Source organism: Citrobacter sp. Cpo061, from assembly GCF_030332845.1.
In the GTDB taxonomy this organism is placed as follows: domain Bacteria; phylum Pseudomonadota; class Gammaproteobacteria; order Enterobacterales; family Enterobacteriaceae; genus Citrobacter; species Citrobacter portucalensis.
In genome coordinates this window covers 190,828-208,507 of record NZ_JAOWHB010000054.1, presented here as the reverse complement: position 1 = coordinate 208,507, position 17,680 = coordinate 190,828, and the positions used below count along the sequence as shown (strand labels likewise).

Genomic DNA, 17,680 nt, shown 5'->3' with positions numbered 1-17,680 from the left:
TGGCCCTAACTCTCCGCGCTAAACTTGTGCCAGGTAGTACAGAAAACGATTCAGGGCGGTAGTAGGCGTTTCGTTGTTGCGCCAGAATACGCCGACGCTGCCTTTTTGTTCAATCTTCGGCAGATTCAGGATAGCCAGTTGTCCCTGGGCGGCATACCGTTGTGCCAGCCGTAGAGAAAGAATAGAGATCATGTCGCTACTTTGCAGCAGGTTGGTACTGACGTTGATTGATGCCGATTCAATGATGTTTTCCGGCAACATTACGCCGTTATCAACCAGCGCGTTATCAATGCTTATCCGGATAGGGGTTCCTGTCGGCCAGACAATCCAGCGCCAGTTAGCCAGATCGTGCCAGGTGAGCAGGGGATATTTTGCCAAGGGATGATCGGGGCGGGCGACGAAACAGACCGGCTCGGTATACAGCACTTGATAATTGAGCGGCAACTGAAGCGCCCGACCGCCGACCCGACCGACGACGACATCCACCGAACCCGCGAGCAGATCGTGCAGCAGCGGGGTCATCACTTTCTCTTCAATATTAAGATGCAGGGTTGGCAGTTCTGTGAGCAAACCCAGTATTGCCTGTGAAACACAGTCGGTCGCTACCGGCGAGCAGCCAATCTTCAGACTCCCTACAAGGCCGCCTTGCTTAAAACGGGCGATTTCATACTGCGAACGCTCCATATCATTGATCAGGCGTTGGGCATGTTGCAGTAGCAACTTGCCGCCTTCGGAAGGACGCAAGCCTTTACTGTGACGTTCAAAGAGCGTGATGCCAATCTCATCTTCGAGCTGTGATAACCATTTCGACAACGCGGGCTGGGTGATATTCATCATCCGGGCGACGTGCGTCAGATTTCCCTGTTCGCCCAGCGCGATAAGCGTTTGCAGGTGTTGCAACTTCAGTTTCTGCGCCCAGTTTGCCATTTGCTATAACCTCCAGGTTATGCCTCTGCATGAAAAGCCATTGTACATTTCATCTCCAAACATACAAAGTCGCAACATACCTAAAACAAAACAGACATCTACTCTACCTGCACTGAGGCATTCACTATGACTCAACAACGTGATCTACAAGCACTGATCGATTCCGCGCCCGTCGGTAAGACCCAGTGGCGCGTTATTATCTGCTGTTTTCTGGTTGTCATGCTTGACGGATTTGATACCGCGGCGATTGGTTTTATCGCACCCGATATTCGCACTCACTGGCAGCTGACTGCTGGCGATCTGGCACCGCTGTTTGGTGCAGGTCTGCTGGGGCTGACCGCTGGCGCGCTGCTCTGTGGCCCGCTGTCCGACCGTTTTGGCCGCAAACGAGTGATAGAACTCTGCGTGGCGCTGTTCGGCGCGCTCAGTCTAATTTCGGCTTTTTCACCCGATCTGCAAATGCTGGTTATTTTGCGCTTTCTTACCGGCTTAGGGTTGGGCGGCGCGATGCCGAATACCATTACTATGACCTCGGAATACCTGCCCGCGCGTCGGCGTGGCGCACTGGTCACCATGATGTTCTGTGGCTTTACTCTGGGATCGGCAATGGGCGGTATCGTCAGCGCACAACTGGTGCCGGTGATTGGTTGGCACGGCATTCTGGTGCTGGGAGGCGTTCTACCGCTAATGCTGTTTGTTGCTCTGCTGTTTGCGCTACCGGAATCCCCGCGCTGGCAGGTTCGTCGTCAACTGCCGCAAAACGTGATTGCCAGAACCGTTAGCGCCATCACCCGGGAACGTTATGACAATACCCATTTTTATCTCAACGAAGGTGCCGCGATAGCTAAAGGCAGCATTCGCCAGCTGTTCGTTGGGCGACAGCTGCCTATTACTCTGATGCTATGGGTAGTGTTCTTTATGAGCCTGCTGATTATTTATCTGCTCTCCAGCTGGATGCCAACGCTGCTTAACCATCGTGGAATTGATTTGCAGCATGCCTCATGGGTAACTGCCGCCTTCCAGATTGGAGGAACGCTGGGGGCACTGGCGCTGGGCGTGCTGATGGACAAATACAATCCTTTCCGCGTGCTGGCCGTGAGTTATGCGCTGGGCGCAGTGTGTATCGTCATGATTGGCCTGAGCGAAAACGGTCTGTGGCTGATGGCACTGGCTATTTTTGGCACCGGCATCGGCATCAGCGGTTCTCAGGTTGGTCTTAATGCGTTAACCGCCACGCTTTATCCGACACAAAGCCGGGCGACGGGCGTCAGCTGGTCTAATGCAGTGGGGCGCTGCGGCGCGATTGTCGGCTCGCTTTCCGGCGGGGTGATGATGGCGATGAATTTCTCATTCGATAACCTGTTTTTCATTATTGCCGTCCCGGCGGCCATCAGCGCGGTAATGCTTACGCTGCTGACGGTTGTTATCCGCCAGTCGGCCTCTGCCTCAAATACTCTGCCACGCGCAGGTGTTGTGAATGAATAAGGAGAATCCCTATGTCTGAACTGAATCAGGACGTTAAGAACAGCCGTCAGCAGTTTTACCAGCATATTTCCGGGCAGAATCTGACCCCGTTGTGGGAGTCGCTGCACCGCCTGGTGCCGCCAACACCGAACGCACATTGCGCGCCTGCGTACTGGAACTATCAGGAGATCCGCCCGCTGCTGCTGGAAAGTGGCGATCTGATTGGCGCGAAAGAGGCGATTCGCCGCGTGCTGGTGCTGGAAAACCCAATGCTGCGTGGACAGTCTTCAATCACCCCAACGCTGTACGCGGGATTGCAGTTAATTATGCCGGGCGAGGTTGCGCCGAGTCATCGTCATAATCAGTCTGCGCTGCGCTTTATTGTCGAAGGGAAAGGGGCATTTACCGCTGTGGACGGTGAGCGCACCCAGATGCATGAAGGCGATTTTATTCTGACGCCGCAGTGGCGCTGGCACGATCACGGCAACCCGGGCAGTGAACCGGTGGTGTGGCTGGACGGTCTGGACCTGCCGTTGGTGAACCTGCTGGGCTGTGGCTTTGCGGAAGACTACCCGGAAGATCAGCAGCCGGTCACGCGCAAGGAAGGGGATTACTTACCGCGCTACGCGGCCAATATGCTGCCGCTGCGTCATCAGAAAGGTAACTCATCGCCGATTTTTAACTATCGCTACGATCGCAGCCGTGAAGCACTGCATGACCTGACGCGCATGGGCGACGCCGATGAGTGGGACGGTTACAAGATGCGTTACGTCAACCCGGTAACCGGCGGTTATCCCATGCCTTCGATGGGAACCTTCCTGCAACTGTTGCCGCAGGGCTTTTCCTCACGGATGGCGCGTACCACCGACAGCACTATCTACCACGTGGTGGAAGGATGTGGGCAGGTCACCATTGGTAACGAGACCTTCAACTTTTCGCCAAAAGATATCTTTGTGGTGCCAACCTGGCACGGCGTGTCGTTCCAGACCCACGAAGATACCGTCTTATTCAGTTTTTCGGACAGACCGGTTCAGGAAGCACTGGGGTTGTTCCGCGAAGCACGCTATTAATTTGGGAGAGAGAAAATGACGCAATACGTATTTGAACCACAAGCGCCTGTTACCGTTCCGGTTGTTGGCTGTGATGAACAATTTCCTGTGCGCCGTGTTTACTGTGTGGGACGTAACTATGCCGCCCATGCCCGTGAAATGGGCTTTGATCCGGATCGCGAACCGCCGTTCTTTTTCTGTAAACCTGCCGATGCGGTAGTCCCGGTGGCGGCTGGTCAGATCCTCGAACTGCCTTACCCATCGCAAACCGATAACTATCACTATGAGATAGAGCTGGTGGTGGCGATTGGCAAAAAGGGCAGCGATATTCCGCTGGAAAAAGCGCACGAATATATCTGGGGCTATGCCACCGGTCTGGATATGACTCGCCGTGATCGGCAGATGGAGATGCGCCAGATGGGGCGTCCGTGGGAAATTGGCAAAGCGTTTGATCTCTCCGCACCCATCGCGCCGCTGCATAAAGCCAGCGAAAGTGTGGATGTTAACAATGCGCCAATCTGGTTGCAGGTCAACGGCGACGATCATCAGCGTAGCGATATTCGCCACCTCATCTGGTCTGTGAATGAAACCATCAGCTATCTGTCTGGTTTCTTTGAACTGCAGCCGGGCGATCTGATCTACACCGGTACCCCAGAAGGCGTGGGGGCGGTAGTTAAAGGGGATGTGATCACCGGAAACGTAGACGGTTTAACCCCCATCGCCGTGAAGATTGTCTGAGGTGGATGATGAAGCTGTACAGTTTCTTTAATAGCTCGGCGTCATATCGGGTGCGCATTGCGCTGGCGCTGAAGGGGCTGGATTACCAGACGGTGGGCGTCAACATTCGCATCGGTCAGCAGAACGAACTGGCCTACCGACGGATGAACCCGGTGGGACTGGTGCCGACTCTGGTGACCGATGACGGAGAATCACTTGGGCAGTCGCTGGCAATAATTGACTGGCTGGATGGCCACTTTCCGCAAACGCCGCTGCTGCCTGCCGACTTCCCGGTGCGCAGTAAGGTGCTGGAAATTGTCTATGCCATCGCCTGTGATATCCACCCGGTGAATAACATGCGGGTACTGCGCTACCTGAGCGAAGAGTTAAAGGTCAGTGAAGAAGATAAAAAACGCTGGTATGCACACTGGATCCAGCAAGGGTTAAGCGCGGTGGAACAGATGCTACGCCAAAGTCATTCGGGGAAGTTCTGCGTAGGTGATGCGCCGACGCTGGCGGATTGCTGCCTGATCCCACAGTGGGCGAACGCGTTACGTATGGGGTGCGATCTGAGCGGATATCCGCGCTGTAAGGCGGTATATGATGCCTGTACTCAGCTTCCGGCGTTTATCGCCGCCGCGCCCGAGAATCAACAAGATAAAATTCCAGCCTGATAAGGAGAACGACAATGGCTAAAGTGACACGCGCAATTATCGTGGGTGGCGGGATTGGCGGCGCGGCGACCGCGCTATCGCTGGCCCGTCAGGGCATTAAAGTGATGTTGCTGGAGAAAGCGCACGAGATTGGTGAAATTGGCGCGGGTATTCAGCTCGGGCCGAATGCATTCTCTGCTCTGGACAGCCTTGGCGTGGGAGAAGTCGCCCGTCAGCGTGCCGTTTTTACCGACCACATCACGATGATGGATGCGGTAAACGCAAAAGAGGTGGTCCGCATTGAAACCGGCCAGGCGTTCCGCGATCACTTTGGCGGTCCTTATGCGGTTATCCATCGGGTTGATATTCACGCCAGCGTTTGGGAAGCGGCGCTGGTGCATCCTAACGTTGAGTATCGCACTTCAACTAACGTGGTTGATATTCGCCAGACAGAGAATGACGTGACGGTATTTGATGAGCACGGCAACAGTTGGACGGCGGATATTTTGGTGGGCTGTGACGGTGTAAAATCGGTCGTTCGTCAGTCTCTGATTGGCGATGCGCCACGGGTTACCGGACACGTGGTCTATCGCGCCGTGATTGATTGCGATGATATGCCGGAAGATTTACGCATTAACGCACCGGTGCTGTGGGCCGGACCACACTGTCACCTGGTGCACTATCCGCTGCGCGGCGGTAAGCAATATAACCTGGTTGTGACCTTCCACAGTCGTCAGCAGGAAGAGTGGGGCGTGAAGGATGGCAGCAAAGAGGAAGTGCTCTCCTATTTTGCGGGTATCCATCCGCGCCCGCGCCAGATGCTTGATAAACCGACGTCATGGAGGCGCTGGTCCACCGCCGACCGCGAGCCGGTAGAAAAATGGGGAACCGACCGCATCACGCTGGTGGGGGATGCCGCGCACCCGGTGGCGCAATATATGGCGCAGGGTGCCTGTATGGCGTTGGAAGACGCTGTAACGCTCGGTAAAGCGCTACAGCAGTGTGATGGCGATGCGGCTGAAGCCTTTGCGCTGTATGAGTCGGTGCGTATTCCGCGTACCGCACGCATCGTCTGGTCAACGCGTGAAATGGGCCGTGTCTACCACGCCGCAGGTGTCGAGCGTCAGGTGCGTAATCTGCTGTGGAAAGACAAATCGCAGGCGGAGTTTTATCGCGGTATGGAATGGCTGTACGGTTGGAAAGAAGATAACTGCCTGTTGCCGCGCTGAGCCTCTTTAATCTCCCGAACGGAGGCGCTACCATAGCGCCTCTTTTTTTGCGGGTGACGATATGCGTGTTTTACTGGCGCCGATGGAAGGCGTGCTCGACTCACTGGTGCGCGAGCTGCTGACTGAAGTGAATGATTACGATCTGTGCATCACCGAGTTTGTGCGCGTGGTGGATCAGCTCCTGCCGGCAAAAGTATTTCATCGACTCTGCCCGGAACTCCATAACAACAGCCGGACGCCATCCGGCACGTTGGTTCGCATTCAGCTGTTAGGACAGTATCCGCAGTGGCTGGCGGAGAATGCCGCCCGCGCGGTAGAACTGGGCTCATACGGTGTCGATCTAAACTGTGGCTGTCCATCGAAGCTGGTGAACGGTAGCGGCGGTGGCGCAACGTTATTGAAAGATCCTGAGCTTATCTACCGGGGCGCAAAAGCTATGCGCGAGGCGGTCCCGGCTCATCTTCCGGTGACAGTGAAAGTTCGTCTGGGCTGGGACAACAGCGACCGGCAGTTTGAAATTGCCGATGCCGTCCAGCAGGCTGGCGCCAGCGAACTGGCCGTGCATGGCCGAACCAAGGAGCAGGGCTATAAAGCCGAACATATCAACTGGCAGGCGATCGGTGAGATCCGCCAGCGGCTTTCCATTCCGGTTATCGCGAATGGCGAAATCTGGGACTGGCAGAGCGCCCAGGATTGTATGGCCATCAGCGGATGTGATGCGGTGATGATCGGACGTGGCGCATTAAATATTCCGAACCTGAGCCGCGTGGTGAAATACAACGAGCCGCGTATGCCGTGGCCTGAAGTCGTGACGCTGTTGCAAAAATATACCCGACTTGAAAAGCAGGGGGACACAGGGCTGTATCATGTAGCGCGGATTAAGCAGTGGTTAGGGTATTTGCGCAAAGAATATTCAGAGGCAACAGAACTGTTTCAGGAAATTCGAGCGTTAAATAATTCGCCGGATATCGCACGTGCGATTCAGGCTATCGAGATTACTGCCTGAACTCAGCTCCAGTAGGCCGGATATGGCGTTTACGCCGCCATCCGGCATCAGAGAGAAGAATAGCCTGAGATTTCTGCTATCAGGCCTGGGCGAAATGAAGACATCAGAAAATCATCTTAAACACGCCTGTTACCACCAATAGCCCAATCAGAAAAATAATCAGAATTACCCACAGCAGAATTTTCATTAACTTTCCTTTTTTTGGTAAGTTCAGATTGAGTATAGGAAAGTATCAATCATTCTGCCTGGAGGCGTTGTTATGCAGGTTTACGTGCGCTGAGCAGAAACACCATCGGCCGCTCTTTTTCTTCATCTAAAGCCGGGTTTTCAGCAATCTGTTGCGCGGACGGTCCCCATTCATCGACACAGACGATCTCGAATCCGGCGGCAATCAGCGCATTAATCCAGGTCGCCAGCTTACGGTGCTGTTTTTTGACGCCTTCAGCAAACCAGTTACTGATGCGCTCACCTTCCTGCTGATAATGATTAACCGGCCAGGACAGCTGCCCAGTTTTATCTTTTATCCAACCCTGACTAAGCGGTGCGGTATAAATTGGATGCTCGGCAGAGAAAACTAACATACCGCCTGGTGTTAATGACTGGTAAATGGTTACGAATAATCGTTCTATATCGTGCAAATAGTGCAGGGCAAGCGAGCTATAAACCAGGTCAAAAGAATTTGGGGACAGGGTTAGCGTTTCGAGATCTTCACGCTGATAAACGATGCCATTACCCTGCGTCATACTGTGTGCCTGGGTTAACATTTTTTGTGAAATATCCAGTCCCATTACGCTGGCTGCCTGATTATCGCGCGCGTAGCGGCAAAACCAACCATATCCACAGCCCAAATCAAGAATGTTTTTGCCTTGAAGAGAGGGGAGCATCGCTTGTATTGTCGGCCATTCTGGCGCGCCGTCGAGTCCCTTTACTGAACGATCCAGCGTGGCATATCCGGCAAAGAACTCAGGATCGTCATAGATATTCTGTGACATAACATCTCCATCCATTAATTATTAAAATTATTTAATCTATATTATTCACGAGGTGTATATTTTTCTGATTATATATTTTTATTGCCAAAGATGTATTGCCACGCGTAACTAAAAAAGCAACAGCGACAAGTCGTAATCTCTGCACATCTTTTCTTACCTGTATATCTCCATGAATCGTAATTCTGTGTTTGTCACGACGGCATTGTTGCCGCTTTTTGTTCTGATGTCTGGCTGCGCGCCGATGCATGATGACCGCCAGTCTCTGTCACAGCAGACGCCTGCCGCAAATGTCGATACCACATTGCCTGCCGCGTTAAAAAATGGCTGGCCGGACAGCCAGTGGTGGAAGGCATATCACGACCCCCAGCTTAATGCGTTGATTGACAGCACGTTACGAAATTCTCCTGATATGCAGGTCGCGGAACAGCGCATTCAACTGGCGGAGGCGCAGGCTAAGGCCGTGGAAGCGCAGGATGGCCCGGAGATCGACTTCTCCGCAGACGTTGAGCGTCAGAGAATGTCAGCTGAGGGGCTGATGGGACCTTTCGCCATAACCGATCCCGCAGCAGGAACCACGGGGCCGTGGTACACCAACGGTACTTTTGGTTTAACCGCCGGCTGGAATCTGGATCTGTGGGGTAAGAATCGGGCCGAAGTGACTGCGCGTATAGGAGCCGTTAAGGCGCGTGAGGCTGAGCGCGAGCAAACCCGGCAGCTGCTGGCGAGCGGTGTCTCCCGTCTTTACTGGGAATGGCAGACGCAGGCGGCGCTGAAAACCGTGCTGACGCAAATCGAAAGCGAGCAGCAAAATGTGATTACCGTCGATCGTCAACTGTATCAAAACGGCCTCACTTCTTCGGTGGAAGGCGTCGAAACCGATATCGATTCCAGCAAAACAGAGCAGCAGCTGAATGATGTCAGCGGTAAAATGAAGGTGATTGAGGCGCGCCTAAGCGCGTTGAGCAACTCGCAGTCCGTTGCCCTGAAGCTCCATTCGACCAAACTGCCCGTGGTTGAAAGTCAGCTTCCGTCCCAGCTAGGTTATTCGCTGCTGGCCCGTCGACCAGATTTGCAGGCAGCACACTGGTACATTGAGTCATCGCTGAGCAGTATTGATGCGGCGAAAGCGGCGTTTTATCCCGATGTGAATCTGATGGCATTTTTACAACAGGATGCGTTACATCTGAGTGACCTGTTCCGCCATTCCGCGCAGCAAATGGGCGTAACCGCCGGGTTGACGCTGCCTATCTTTGACAGTGGCAGACTGAATGCGAATCTCGATATTACGAAAGCGCAAAGTAATCTGACGGTGGCGAATTACAACAAAGCTGTGGTGGATGCGGTGAATGACGTGGCACGTGCGGCATCGCAGGTAGAAACACTGGCGCAGAAAAATCAGCATCAGCAGCAGATTGAACATGACGCTCAGCGCGTAGTGGGGCTGGCACAGGCGCGCTTTAATGCGGGTATTATTGCGGGCTCCAGGGTTAGCGAGGCAAAGATCCCGGCATTACGTGAGCAGTGCAACGGTCTGCTTTTGCAAGGCCAGTGGCTGGATGCCTCAATCCAGTTGACCAGCGCGCTGGGCGGCGGTTATCACGCATCCTGATTGTTCGGCCCGCCGGTGTTCCGCTGTCGGGCCATCTTCATTGCGCTTTACGCGTGCTTCGGCGTTTCATCCACCAGCGAACGCCCGCGACTATCCCAATAACCAGCACCAGCCAGATGCCATGCTTGATATGCTGGTCGAGGCTGTGCAGCCACGGTGCAATCACTTCACCACCGACGTAGCCAAGGGTGGTAAATAGCAATGCCCAGACAAACGCGCCAAGAATATTCAGCGGTAAAAAGATCTTCGGCGGCAGGTGACTGGCGCCAATCAGTAAGGGACCAATAACGCGAAAGCCGTACATAAAGCGCGTACCGACCACAAACAGGTAAGGACGTCGTTGGATCATTTTCTGCGCATAATGAATTTTCGCCTGATGGCGCGAGAAACGACGCAGAATTTTGCCGCCAAAACGACGTCCGAGTAAATAGAGCAACTGATCGCCAATCATCCCACCTAGTGCGACCGAGAGTACCACCAGCGGGAATTTCAGGACTCCCTGATGCGCCACGACGCCGCCTAACAGGGTAATGGTTTCACCTTCCGCCAGGCTGCCGATGATTAACGCAGCATAGCCGTACTGCGCAACATAATGCGTTATATCCATACGTTGTATGACCTCCACGGTAATAGCATACACCCTATGAATACTTGATGCCGGAAAAGCCGCGTAGTAGCGCTTAACGTCGTTCAGTTCCCTAATGCCTGATGGCGCTTCGGCGCTTCGGCGCTTCGGTATTTTTCATGTGTACATAAAATAATCAAAAGCTGAATTATACTTGAAGTGTTGAGGTCCGGAGCTGACAAGAAGGGGGCGGTATGAACCATGTCTGGGGGCTGTTTTCCCATCCCGATCGTGAAATGCACGTGATCAACAGCGAAAACGAAAGTGTTTCGCATCACTATACCCACCATGTACTGCTGATGGCGGCAATCCCGGTTGTTTGCGCGTTTATCGGTACCACGCAAATCGGCTGGAATTTTGGCGATGGCAATATCCTGAAGTTATCTCTGTTGACCGGATTTGCGATGGCAATTCTGTTCTACGGGGTGATGCTGGCAGGCGTCGCCGTCATGGGCCGGGTTATCTGGTGGATGGCGCGTAATTATCCGCAACGTCCGTCGCTGGCGCATTGTATGGTGTTTGCCGGATATGTCGCGACGCCGCTGTTTTTAAGCGGGCTGGTCGCACTTTATCCGCTGGTCTGGCTGTGCGCATTGGTGGGAACCATCGCGCTGTTTTACACCGGCTATTTGCTTTATCTCGGCATACCGACATTCCTGAATATCACTCGTGAGGAAGGGTTAAGTTTTTCCAGTTCGACGCTGGCGATCGGTGTGCTGGTCCTAGAAGTTTTGCTGGCTATTACGGTAATCCTGTGGGGTTACGGCTATCGGTTATTTTGACGGATAAACCTGTCTGCGCTGCGTTGTTGACGTAAAAGTCAGCAACGCAGCATTTCGAGACGATTCTCCTGTGGCGGCAAACCTGCCGGATCGCTATGATGCCTGAGCTAGCTTGAGATAATACTTAGTCTCTGGCGGTGTGCGTTGTGACGTGCGTGAACCATTATCAGAAATCTCATCATGCTGAAATTCCGAGTTTCATTATTAAGCCTTGCCCTGGTGCTGGCCGTTCCTTTTGCACCCCAAGCCGTGGCTAAAACGGCAACTACCGCAGCAGCTTCTCAGCCTGAGATAGCGTCCGGTAGCGCGATGATTGTTGATCTGAATACCAACAAGGTTATCTATTCGAACCACCCGGATCTGGTGCGTCCGATAGCGTCGATTACCAAATTAATGACCGCGATGGTGGTGCTTGATGCACGACTGCCGTTGGATGAGAAGCTGAAAGTTGATATCAGTCAGACGCCGGAAATGAAAGGCATCTACTCTCGTGTGCGACTGAACAGTGAAATTAGCCGTAAAGACATGCTGCTGCTGGCGCTGATGTCATCAGAAAACCGTGCGGCGGCGAGCCTGGCGCATCATTACCCTGGCGGTTATAACGCGTTTATTAAGGCCATGAATGCCAAAGCGAAAGCGCTCGGCATGACTCAGACTCGCTTTGTGGAACCAACCGGCTTATCGATTCATAACGTCTCGACCGCCCGTGATTTAACCAAGCTGCTGATCGCCAGCAAGCAGTATCCGCTGATTGGCCAGTTAAGCACCACGCGTGAAGATATGGCGACCTTTGCCAACCCGGCTTATACGCTGCCATTCCGTAACACCAACCATCTGGTATACCGCGATAACTGGAATATTCAGTTAACCAAAACCGGGTTTACCAATGCGGCAGGCCACTGTCTGGTGATGCGCACCGTGATTAATAATAAACCGGTGGCGCTGGTGGTGATGGATGCGTTCGGTAAATATACCCACTTTGCCGATGCCAGCCGTTTACGTACCTGGATCGAAACGGGCAAGGTGATGCCGGTTCCGGCAGCGGCGCTGAGCTATAAAAAGCAAAAAGCGGCGCAGATGGCAGCGGCGGGTTCAGCGACGAGCGAGCAAACTGCACAGAACGATTAAATAAGACACCTCATCCGGCATACACATAGCTAATGTAGCGGTAGGCCGGGCAAGCGAAGCGCCCCCGGCAACATGCCCGGTGGCGCTTATCTTTTTTGCTTTATGACTCTTTCCAGAACTTCTGCTTACTCGTTTTCCCAATACCCGGATTCATACTGTTGGTGGGGTCATTCTCGCGGTAAAAACGGGTTAATGTTTCCGGTGCTTTATACAGATGTCCGACGTTATGCTCTGCCGGATACTGTGCTCCGCGCTCGTGCAGAAGCTCCAGCATCTGCTCTTTCAGGGCATGCGCATCCACGCCTTTTTTCACGATGTAATCCTGATGGAAGACGTAGCACATAAAGTGGCCGTAATAGAGTTTGTGCACCAGTTGGCTGTCGATCTCTGCAGGCAGATGCTCGTACCATTCGGTGTCGTTACGGCGCAGCGCGATATCCAGCGCCAGAATATCTTCCACTTCATCGGCATGTACGGCCTGATAACGAATCGCCGCGCCAGCCGCCGCAAAGCGATGCAAAAACGCCTTGCTGCCTTCTTCCGGCGTACAGGCAAAGAAGTCGCCTTCAGCGGTTTTGAAAAACTCGCTTAGCCAGTTTTGCGCTTCAGCCACGCCACCACCGGCCATTTTTAACAGCAGGTGATGTTCGTACTTATCGCGCCAGCTTTTCATGCGCGCGGGTAAGTGGCTGGGGAACAAATGGCCAAATTTCTGCATTGCCCGATCGGTGAAATGTGGACGGAAAATTTTCACTTTTTCCAGCATTGCATCGGTGCGACCTTTCAGGGTGAAGAAGAACGGCATTTTGTCGGTGCCGAGCTTGTCGATCATCAGAAACGTATCTTTGCCGTATTGCTCAGCGATGTCATAAATATCGCGGTGCATATATTCACCGGCGACCGGCAGATGCTCAAATTTTGCCAAAATATGACGGCGGATCTCCGTCAGCACCTCTGGCTGGTTGGTACCGATGTAAAAGACCTGCTGGTTTTTTTCGGCTTCGAAGGTGTCCAGACGCACCGCAAAAACCGCGAGCTTGCCTGCACAACCGGATGATTCAAACAACCGATCCGGGTCGGCGTTATAGCGAGCGGGCGTGTCCGCCTCAATATCTCTGACGCGGGTAACGTAGTCGTGATCGTGTGCATGACGCCCGTCATGGCGCACATCGTCATCTTTGATCCGCTCGTCATCAAGTTTGCTCAGAATCTGTTCCGGGGTCTGGCCCAGTTCGATACCCAGATGGTTAACCAGCTGTAATTTTCCCTGCTCGTCAATACGCGCAAACAGCGACATCTCCGTGTATGCCGGGCCGCGCTGAACCAGCGAGCCGCCGGAGTTGTTACAAATACCGCCAATCACTGAAGCGCCGATACAGGAAGATCCGATCACCGAATGCGGCTCACGGCCAAACGGTTTGAGCGCTTTTTCCAGTGAATAAAGCGTGGTGCCGGGATAGGCCAGCACCTGTTCGCCTTTACCGATGACGTGCAGCTTATCAAGGCGCAGGGTGCTGATAATGACAATCTCGCGGTCATAATCATTACCGCTCGGCGTAGAGCCTTCGGTCAGACCGGTGTTTGCGGCCTGCATCAGGATGATTTTATCTGCGGCGACGCAGGCGCTCAAAACGCGCCACAGTTCTAAAAGCGAGCCCGGGAACACGACGGCAAGCGCATCGCCCTGGCCGGAGCGGAAGCCCTTGCGATAGCGGGCGGTTTTAGCAGGGTCTGTGAGCAGGTGTGAATGACCCACCAGACGGGTCAGTTCATTCAGAAAAGCTTTATTATCTGTTGTAATGGAAGACATTCTCCACTCCTTGTGGTGGGACTCAATATCAGGAACAAGCATAGCGCTTTGTATGACAATACGCTTTCTCATTCATAATGTCTCTGGTTCGTCTTCTACTGATTCGAGCTGGTTTTGAAAATTAGGAGAATAACCTTAGCTTTCTTTATCGCTCCCGTTTAGTCTTACGGCAAACTGCGGTTTTTGTTATATTTTCGCTGCCTCGTCGGGAAAAAATAAAGAGAGAATCAACATGAAATGGCTATGTTCTGTAGGTGTCGCGGTGAGTCTGGCGTTGCAACCAGCGCTGGCGGACACGCTGTTTGGTAACCATCCTCTGACGCCAGAAGCGCGGGATGCATTCGTTACCGATTTACTTAAACAGATGACCGTGGATGAGAAAATTGGGCAACTACGCTTGATAAGCGTCGGGCCTGATAACCCGAAAGAAGCCATCCGCGAGATGATCAAAGACGGGCAGGTTGGGGCAATTTTTAACACCGTCACGCGCCAGGATATCCGCAAAATGCAGGATCAGGTGATGGAGCTCAGTCGCCTGAAAATTCCTCTCTTTTTTGCCTACGACGTATTGCACGGCCAGCGTACCGTGTTCCCGATAAGTCTCGGCCTGGCGTCCTCATTTAATCTCGATGCGGTCAGAACCGTTGGCCGTATTTCCGCGTATGAAGCTGCCGATGATGGTCTGAATATGACCTGGGCGCCAATGGTCGATGTCTCTCGCGATCCGCGCTGGGGCCGTGCTTCAGAAGGTTTTGGTGAAGACACGTATTTAACGGCTACGATGGGTAAAACCATGGTGGAAGCGATGCAGGGGAAAAGCCCGGCGGATCGCTATTCGGTGATGACCAGCGTCAAGCACTTCGCCGCCTATGGCGCGGTTGAAGGTGGCAAGGAATATAACACCGTCGATATGAGCCCACAGCGTCTGTTCAACGACTATATGCCGCCGTATAAAGCCGGGCTGGATGCCGGTAGCGGTGCGGTGATGGTGGGTCTTAATTCGCTAAACGGTACGCCTGCAACCTCAGACGCCTGGCTGTTAAAAGACGTGCTGCGTGATGAGTGGGGCTTTAAGGGAATTACCGTTTCCGATCACGGCGCGATTAAGGAACTGATTAAGCACGGTACCGCCTCCGATCCTGAAGATGCGGTGCGTGTGGCGATCAAGTCCGGCATCAACATGAGTATGAGTGATGAGTATTACAGCAAATATCTGCCGGGCTTGATTAAATCCGGCAAAGTGACGATGGCGGAGCTGGACGACGCCGCGCGCCACGTGCTGAACGTGAAATATGATATGGGGCTGTTTAACGATCCGTACAGCCATCTGGGAGCCAAAGAATCTGACCCACAGGACACCAACGCAGAAAGTCGTTTGCATCGCAAAGAGGCGCGTGAAGTGGCGCGCGAAAGCCTGGTGCTGCTGAAAAACCGTCTGGAAACGTTGCCGCTGAAAAAATCGGCCACAGTGGCGGTTGTCGGTCCGCTGGCCGACAGCAAGCGTGATGTGATGGGCAGTTGGTCCGCCGCCGGTGTTGCCGATCAGTCGGTAACGGTGCTGACGGGGATTAAAAATGCCGTCGGCGAACAGGGCAAAGTGCTGTACGCCAAAGGGGCGAATATCACCAACGACAAAGGCATTGTCGATTTCCTCAACCTGTATGAAGAAGCGGTAAAGGTTGACCCGCGTTCGCCGCAGGCGATGATCGATGAAGCCGTTAACGCCGCGAAGCAATCTGATGTGGTTGTCGCGGTAGTCGGTGAAGCGCAGGGGATGGCGCATGAAGCCTCCAGCCGCACCGATATCACCATTCCACAAAGTCAGCGTGACCTGATTGCCGCGCTGAAAGCCACGGGTAAACCGTTGGTTCTGGTGTTGATGAACGGTCGTCCGCTGGCGCTGGTGAAGGAAGATCAACAAGCCGATGCGATCCTCGAAACCTGGTTTGCCGGGACGGAGGGCGGTAACGCCATCGCCGATGTGCTGTTTGGTGATTACAATCCGTCAGGCAAGCTGCCGATGTCTTTCCCGCGCTCTGTTGGACAGATCCCGGTCTATTACAGCCATCTCAATACCGGTCGTCCGTATAACGCCGATAAGCCGAACAAGTACACGTCGCGCTACTTTGATGAAGCCAATGGTCCGTTGTATCCCTTTGGTTATGGCCTGAGCTACACCACGTTTACGGTTTCTGATGTGAAGCTCTCTTCTCCGACGATGAAGCGTGACGGAACCGTGACGGCCAGCGTGCAGGTGACCAACACCGGCAAGCGCGAAGGTGCAACGGTGATTCAGATGTATTTACAGGATGTGACCGCCTCCATGAGTCGTCCGGTAAAACAGCTGAAAGGTTTTGAAAAAGTGAATCTTAAGCCAGGTGAAACTCAGACCGTCAGCTTCCCGATTGATATTGAAGCGCTCAAATTCTGGAACCAGCAGATGAAATACGATGCAGAACCTGGCAAATTTAACGTTTTCATCGGCGTGGATTCCGCCAGAGTGAAGCAGGGCGAATTTGAACTGCTGTAATAGATGAATATAGTCATGCAGCATGCCTGATGGCCCTACGCTTATCAGGCTGACAAAGTCGTATCATCCGGCAAATTCACATTGGGTTTGCCGGATTTTTTTTATTGTATTATCGCCTTACCGCTAATAACTCTCAGCGTTACCACCCAATTGCCAGGTTAAGGCTTGATTTTTCGACTATGCTTTTTCCTCAAGTCTCTGAAAAGGGCCGCAAAAGGATGAGGAGTACAGCATGATAATCTCAAAAGTATCGGTGGGTTCGCTGGTGCTGTTAGCCGCGATAAGCCTACCCTTACAGGCCGCGTCACCCGTCACGGTTGGTTCAAAAATAGATACCGAAGGGGCGCTGCTCGGCAACATTATTTTGCAGGTGCTCGAAAGCCATGGCGTGAAAACTGTCAATAAAGTACAGCTGGGCACCACCCCAGTAGTGCGTGGGGCAATCACCTCCGGTGAGCTGGATATTTATCCGGAATATACCGGTAATGGCGCATTCTTTTTTAAAGATGAAAATGATCCCGCGTGGAAAAATGCGCAGGCCGGTTTCGAGAAAGTGAAAAAGCTGGATGCAGAGCAAAATAAGCTGGTCTGGCTAACACCTGCACCCGCCAATAATACCTGGACCATTGCGGTACGCCAGGATGTCGCGCAAAAGAACAAGCTTGAGTCTCTTGCTGATTTAGGCCGCTACCTGAAAGACGGGGGAACATTCAAACTTGCTGCCTCTGCTGAATTTATCGAACGGGCTGACGCGTTGCCTGCGTTTGAAAAAGCCTATGATTTCAAACTGAATCAAAATCAGCTGTTGTCGCTGGCAGGAGGAGATACCGCGGTGACGATTAAAGCAGCGGCGCAGCAGACTTCTGGAGTCAATGCGGCGATGGCTTATGGCACCGATGGCCCGGTAGCGGCGCTCGGTCTGCAAACTTTAAGCGATCCCAAAGGTGTCCAGCCCATTTATGCGCCAGCACCCGTCGTACGTGAATCGGTGCTGAAAGACTACCCGCAAATGGGAGAATGGCTACAACCGGTTTTTGCCAGCCTGGATGAAAAAACGTTGCAGCAGCTGAATGCCAGTATTGCCGTGGAGGGGCTGGATGCGAAAAAAGTTGCAGCAGACTACCTGAAGCAAAAAGGATGGGTGAAGTAACGGAGTTTG

16 protein-coding genes are annotated in these 17,680 nt (G+C 53.3%); 11 read left to right on the top strand and 5 right to left on the bottom strand.

Translation table 11 applies throughout. The annotated features are described in order from the left end of the window. Positions 1-18: 18 nt before the first annotated feature. A complete protein-coding gene (locus OGX97_RS21200) occupies positions 19-927 on the bottom strand; it encodes a LysR substrate-binding domain-containing protein (RefSeq protein ID WP_008785262.1) in 909 nt (302 codons plus the stop codon). 126 nt (positions 928-1,053) lie between these two features. Between OGX97_RS21200 and mhbT the strand changes: the two genes are divergently transcribed. The 6 genes from mhbT (at position 1,054) to dusC (ending at position 7,045) form a co-directional block, all read left to right on the top strand. Further along, positions 1,054-2,412, top strand: coding sequence for a 3-hydroxybenzoate transporter MhbT (gene mhbT / locus OGX97_RS21195; protein ID WP_208744004.1), 1,359 nt, complete (start codon positions 1,054-1,056; stop codon positions 2,410-2,412). Positions 2,413-2,423: 11 nt separating this feature from the next. Further along, positions 2,424-3,461 carry a gentisate 1,2-dioxygenase gene (gene gtdA / locus OGX97_RS21190; RefSeq protein WP_008785260.1) on the top strand — a complete coding sequence of 346 codons (1,038 nt, stop codon included), beginning with the start codon at positions 2,424-2,426 and terminating at the stop codon, positions 3,459-3,461. A 15-nt stretch (positions 3,462-3,476) separates the two neighbouring features. After that, positions 3,477-4,178, top strand: coding sequence for a fumarylacetoacetate hydrolase family protein (locus OGX97_RS21185; RefSeq protein ID WP_032943989.1), 702 nt, complete (start codon positions 3,477-3,479; stop codon positions 4,176-4,178). An 8-nt stretch (positions 4,179-4,186) separates the two neighbouring features. Further along, entirely contained in the window at positions 4,187-4,831 is a 645-nt protein-coding gene (maiA, locus tag OGX97_RS21180; RefSeq protein ID WP_003834489.1) for a maleylacetoacetate isomerase, read from the top strand. 14 nt (positions 4,832-4,845) lie between these two features. Continuing rightward, the gene (locus tag OGX97_RS21175; protein WP_208744006.1) at positions 4,846-6,039 is read left to right on the top strand and encodes a 3-hydroxybenzoate 6-monooxygenase; all 1,194 of its coding nucleotides are present in this window, start codon (positions 4,846-4,848) and stop codon (positions 6,037-6,039) included. Positions 6,040-6,100: 61 nt separating this feature from the next. Then, positions 6,101-7,045 carry a tRNA dihydrouridine(16) synthase DusC gene (gene dusC / locus OGX97_RS21170; RefSeq protein WP_048215919.1) on the top strand — a complete coding sequence of 315 codons (945 nt, stop codon included), beginning with the start codon at positions 6,101-6,103 and terminating at the stop codon, positions 7,043-7,045. A 103-nt stretch (positions 7,046-7,148) separates the two neighbouring features. On the opposite strand, the gene yohP is transcribed toward dusC, so the two are convergent. Both yohP and OGX97_RS21165 read right to left on the bottom strand, forming a co-directional pair. Further along, positions 7,149-7,232, bottom strand: a complete 84-nt coding sequence (yohP, locus tag OGX97_RS23310) for a small membrane protein YohP (protein WP_015572324.1) — start codon at positions 7,230-7,232, stop codon at positions 7,149-7,151. A gap of 70 nt (positions 7,233-7,302) precedes the next feature. Further along, on the bottom strand, positions 7,303-8,037 hold the full coding sequence (locus OGX97_RS21165; RefSeq protein WP_125362676.1) for a class I SAM-dependent methyltransferase: 735 nt from the start codon (positions 8,035-8,037) through the stop codon (positions 7,303-7,305). Between the two features lie 169 nt (positions 8,038-8,206). Here OGX97_RS21165 and mdtQ point away from each other — a divergent pair, with 169 nt between their 5' ends. Then, positions 8,207-9,646, top strand: coding sequence for a multidrug resistance outer membrane protein MdtQ (gene mdtQ / locus OGX97_RS21160; protein WP_048234918.1), 1,440 nt, complete (start codon positions 8,207-8,209; stop codon positions 9,644-9,646). A gap of 37 nt (positions 9,647-9,683) precedes the next feature. On the opposite strand, the gene OGX97_RS21155 is transcribed toward mdtQ, so the two are convergent. Continuing rightward, complete coding sequence (locus OGX97_RS21155; RefSeq protein WP_003834476.1) at positions 9,684-10,253, bottom strand: DedA family protein; 570 nt, start codon at positions 10,251-10,253, stop codon at positions 9,684-9,686. Positions 10,254-10,465: 212 nt separating this feature from the next. On the opposite strand from OGX97_RS21155, the gene OGX97_RS21150 reads away from it, so the two are divergent. Both OGX97_RS21150 and pbpG read left to right on the top strand, forming a co-directional pair. Next, a complete protein-coding gene (locus OGX97_RS21150; protein WP_003840142.1) occupies positions 10,466-11,053 on the top strand; it encodes a Yip1 family protein in 588 nt (195 codons plus the stop codon). Between the two features lie 180 nt (positions 11,054-11,233). Next, positions 11,234-12,181, top strand: coding sequence for a D-alanyl-D-alanine endopeptidase (gene pbpG / locus OGX97_RS21145; protein ID WP_048234922.1), 948 nt, complete (start codon positions 11,234-11,236; stop codon positions 12,179-12,181). Positions 12,182-12,281: 100 nt separating this feature from the next. Here pbpG and dld read toward each other — a convergent pair whose 3' ends face one another. After that, positions 12,282-13,991 carry a D-lactate dehydrogenase gene (gene dld / locus OGX97_RS21140; RefSeq protein WP_191215565.1) on the bottom strand — a complete coding sequence of 570 codons (1,710 nt, stop codon included), beginning with the start codon at positions 13,989-13,991 and terminating at the stop codon, positions 12,282-12,284. 232 nt (positions 13,992-14,223) lie between these two features. Here dld and bglX point away from each other — a divergent pair, with 232 nt between their 5' ends. Then, positions 14,224-16,521, top strand: a complete 2,298-nt coding sequence (bglX, locus tag OGX97_RS21135) for a beta-glucosidase BglX (protein WP_075551243.1) — start codon at positions 14,224-14,226, stop codon at positions 16,519-16,521. Positions 16,522-16,753: 232 nt separating this feature from the next. Beyond that, positions 16,754-17,671: a glycine betaine ABC transporter substrate-binding protein OsmF gene (osmF, locus tag OGX97_RS21130; protein ID WP_008785251.1), complete on the top strand. Its 918-nt coding sequence runs from the start codon at positions 16,754-16,756 to the stop codon at positions 17,669-17,671. Positions 17,672-17,680 lie beyond the last annotated feature (9 nt).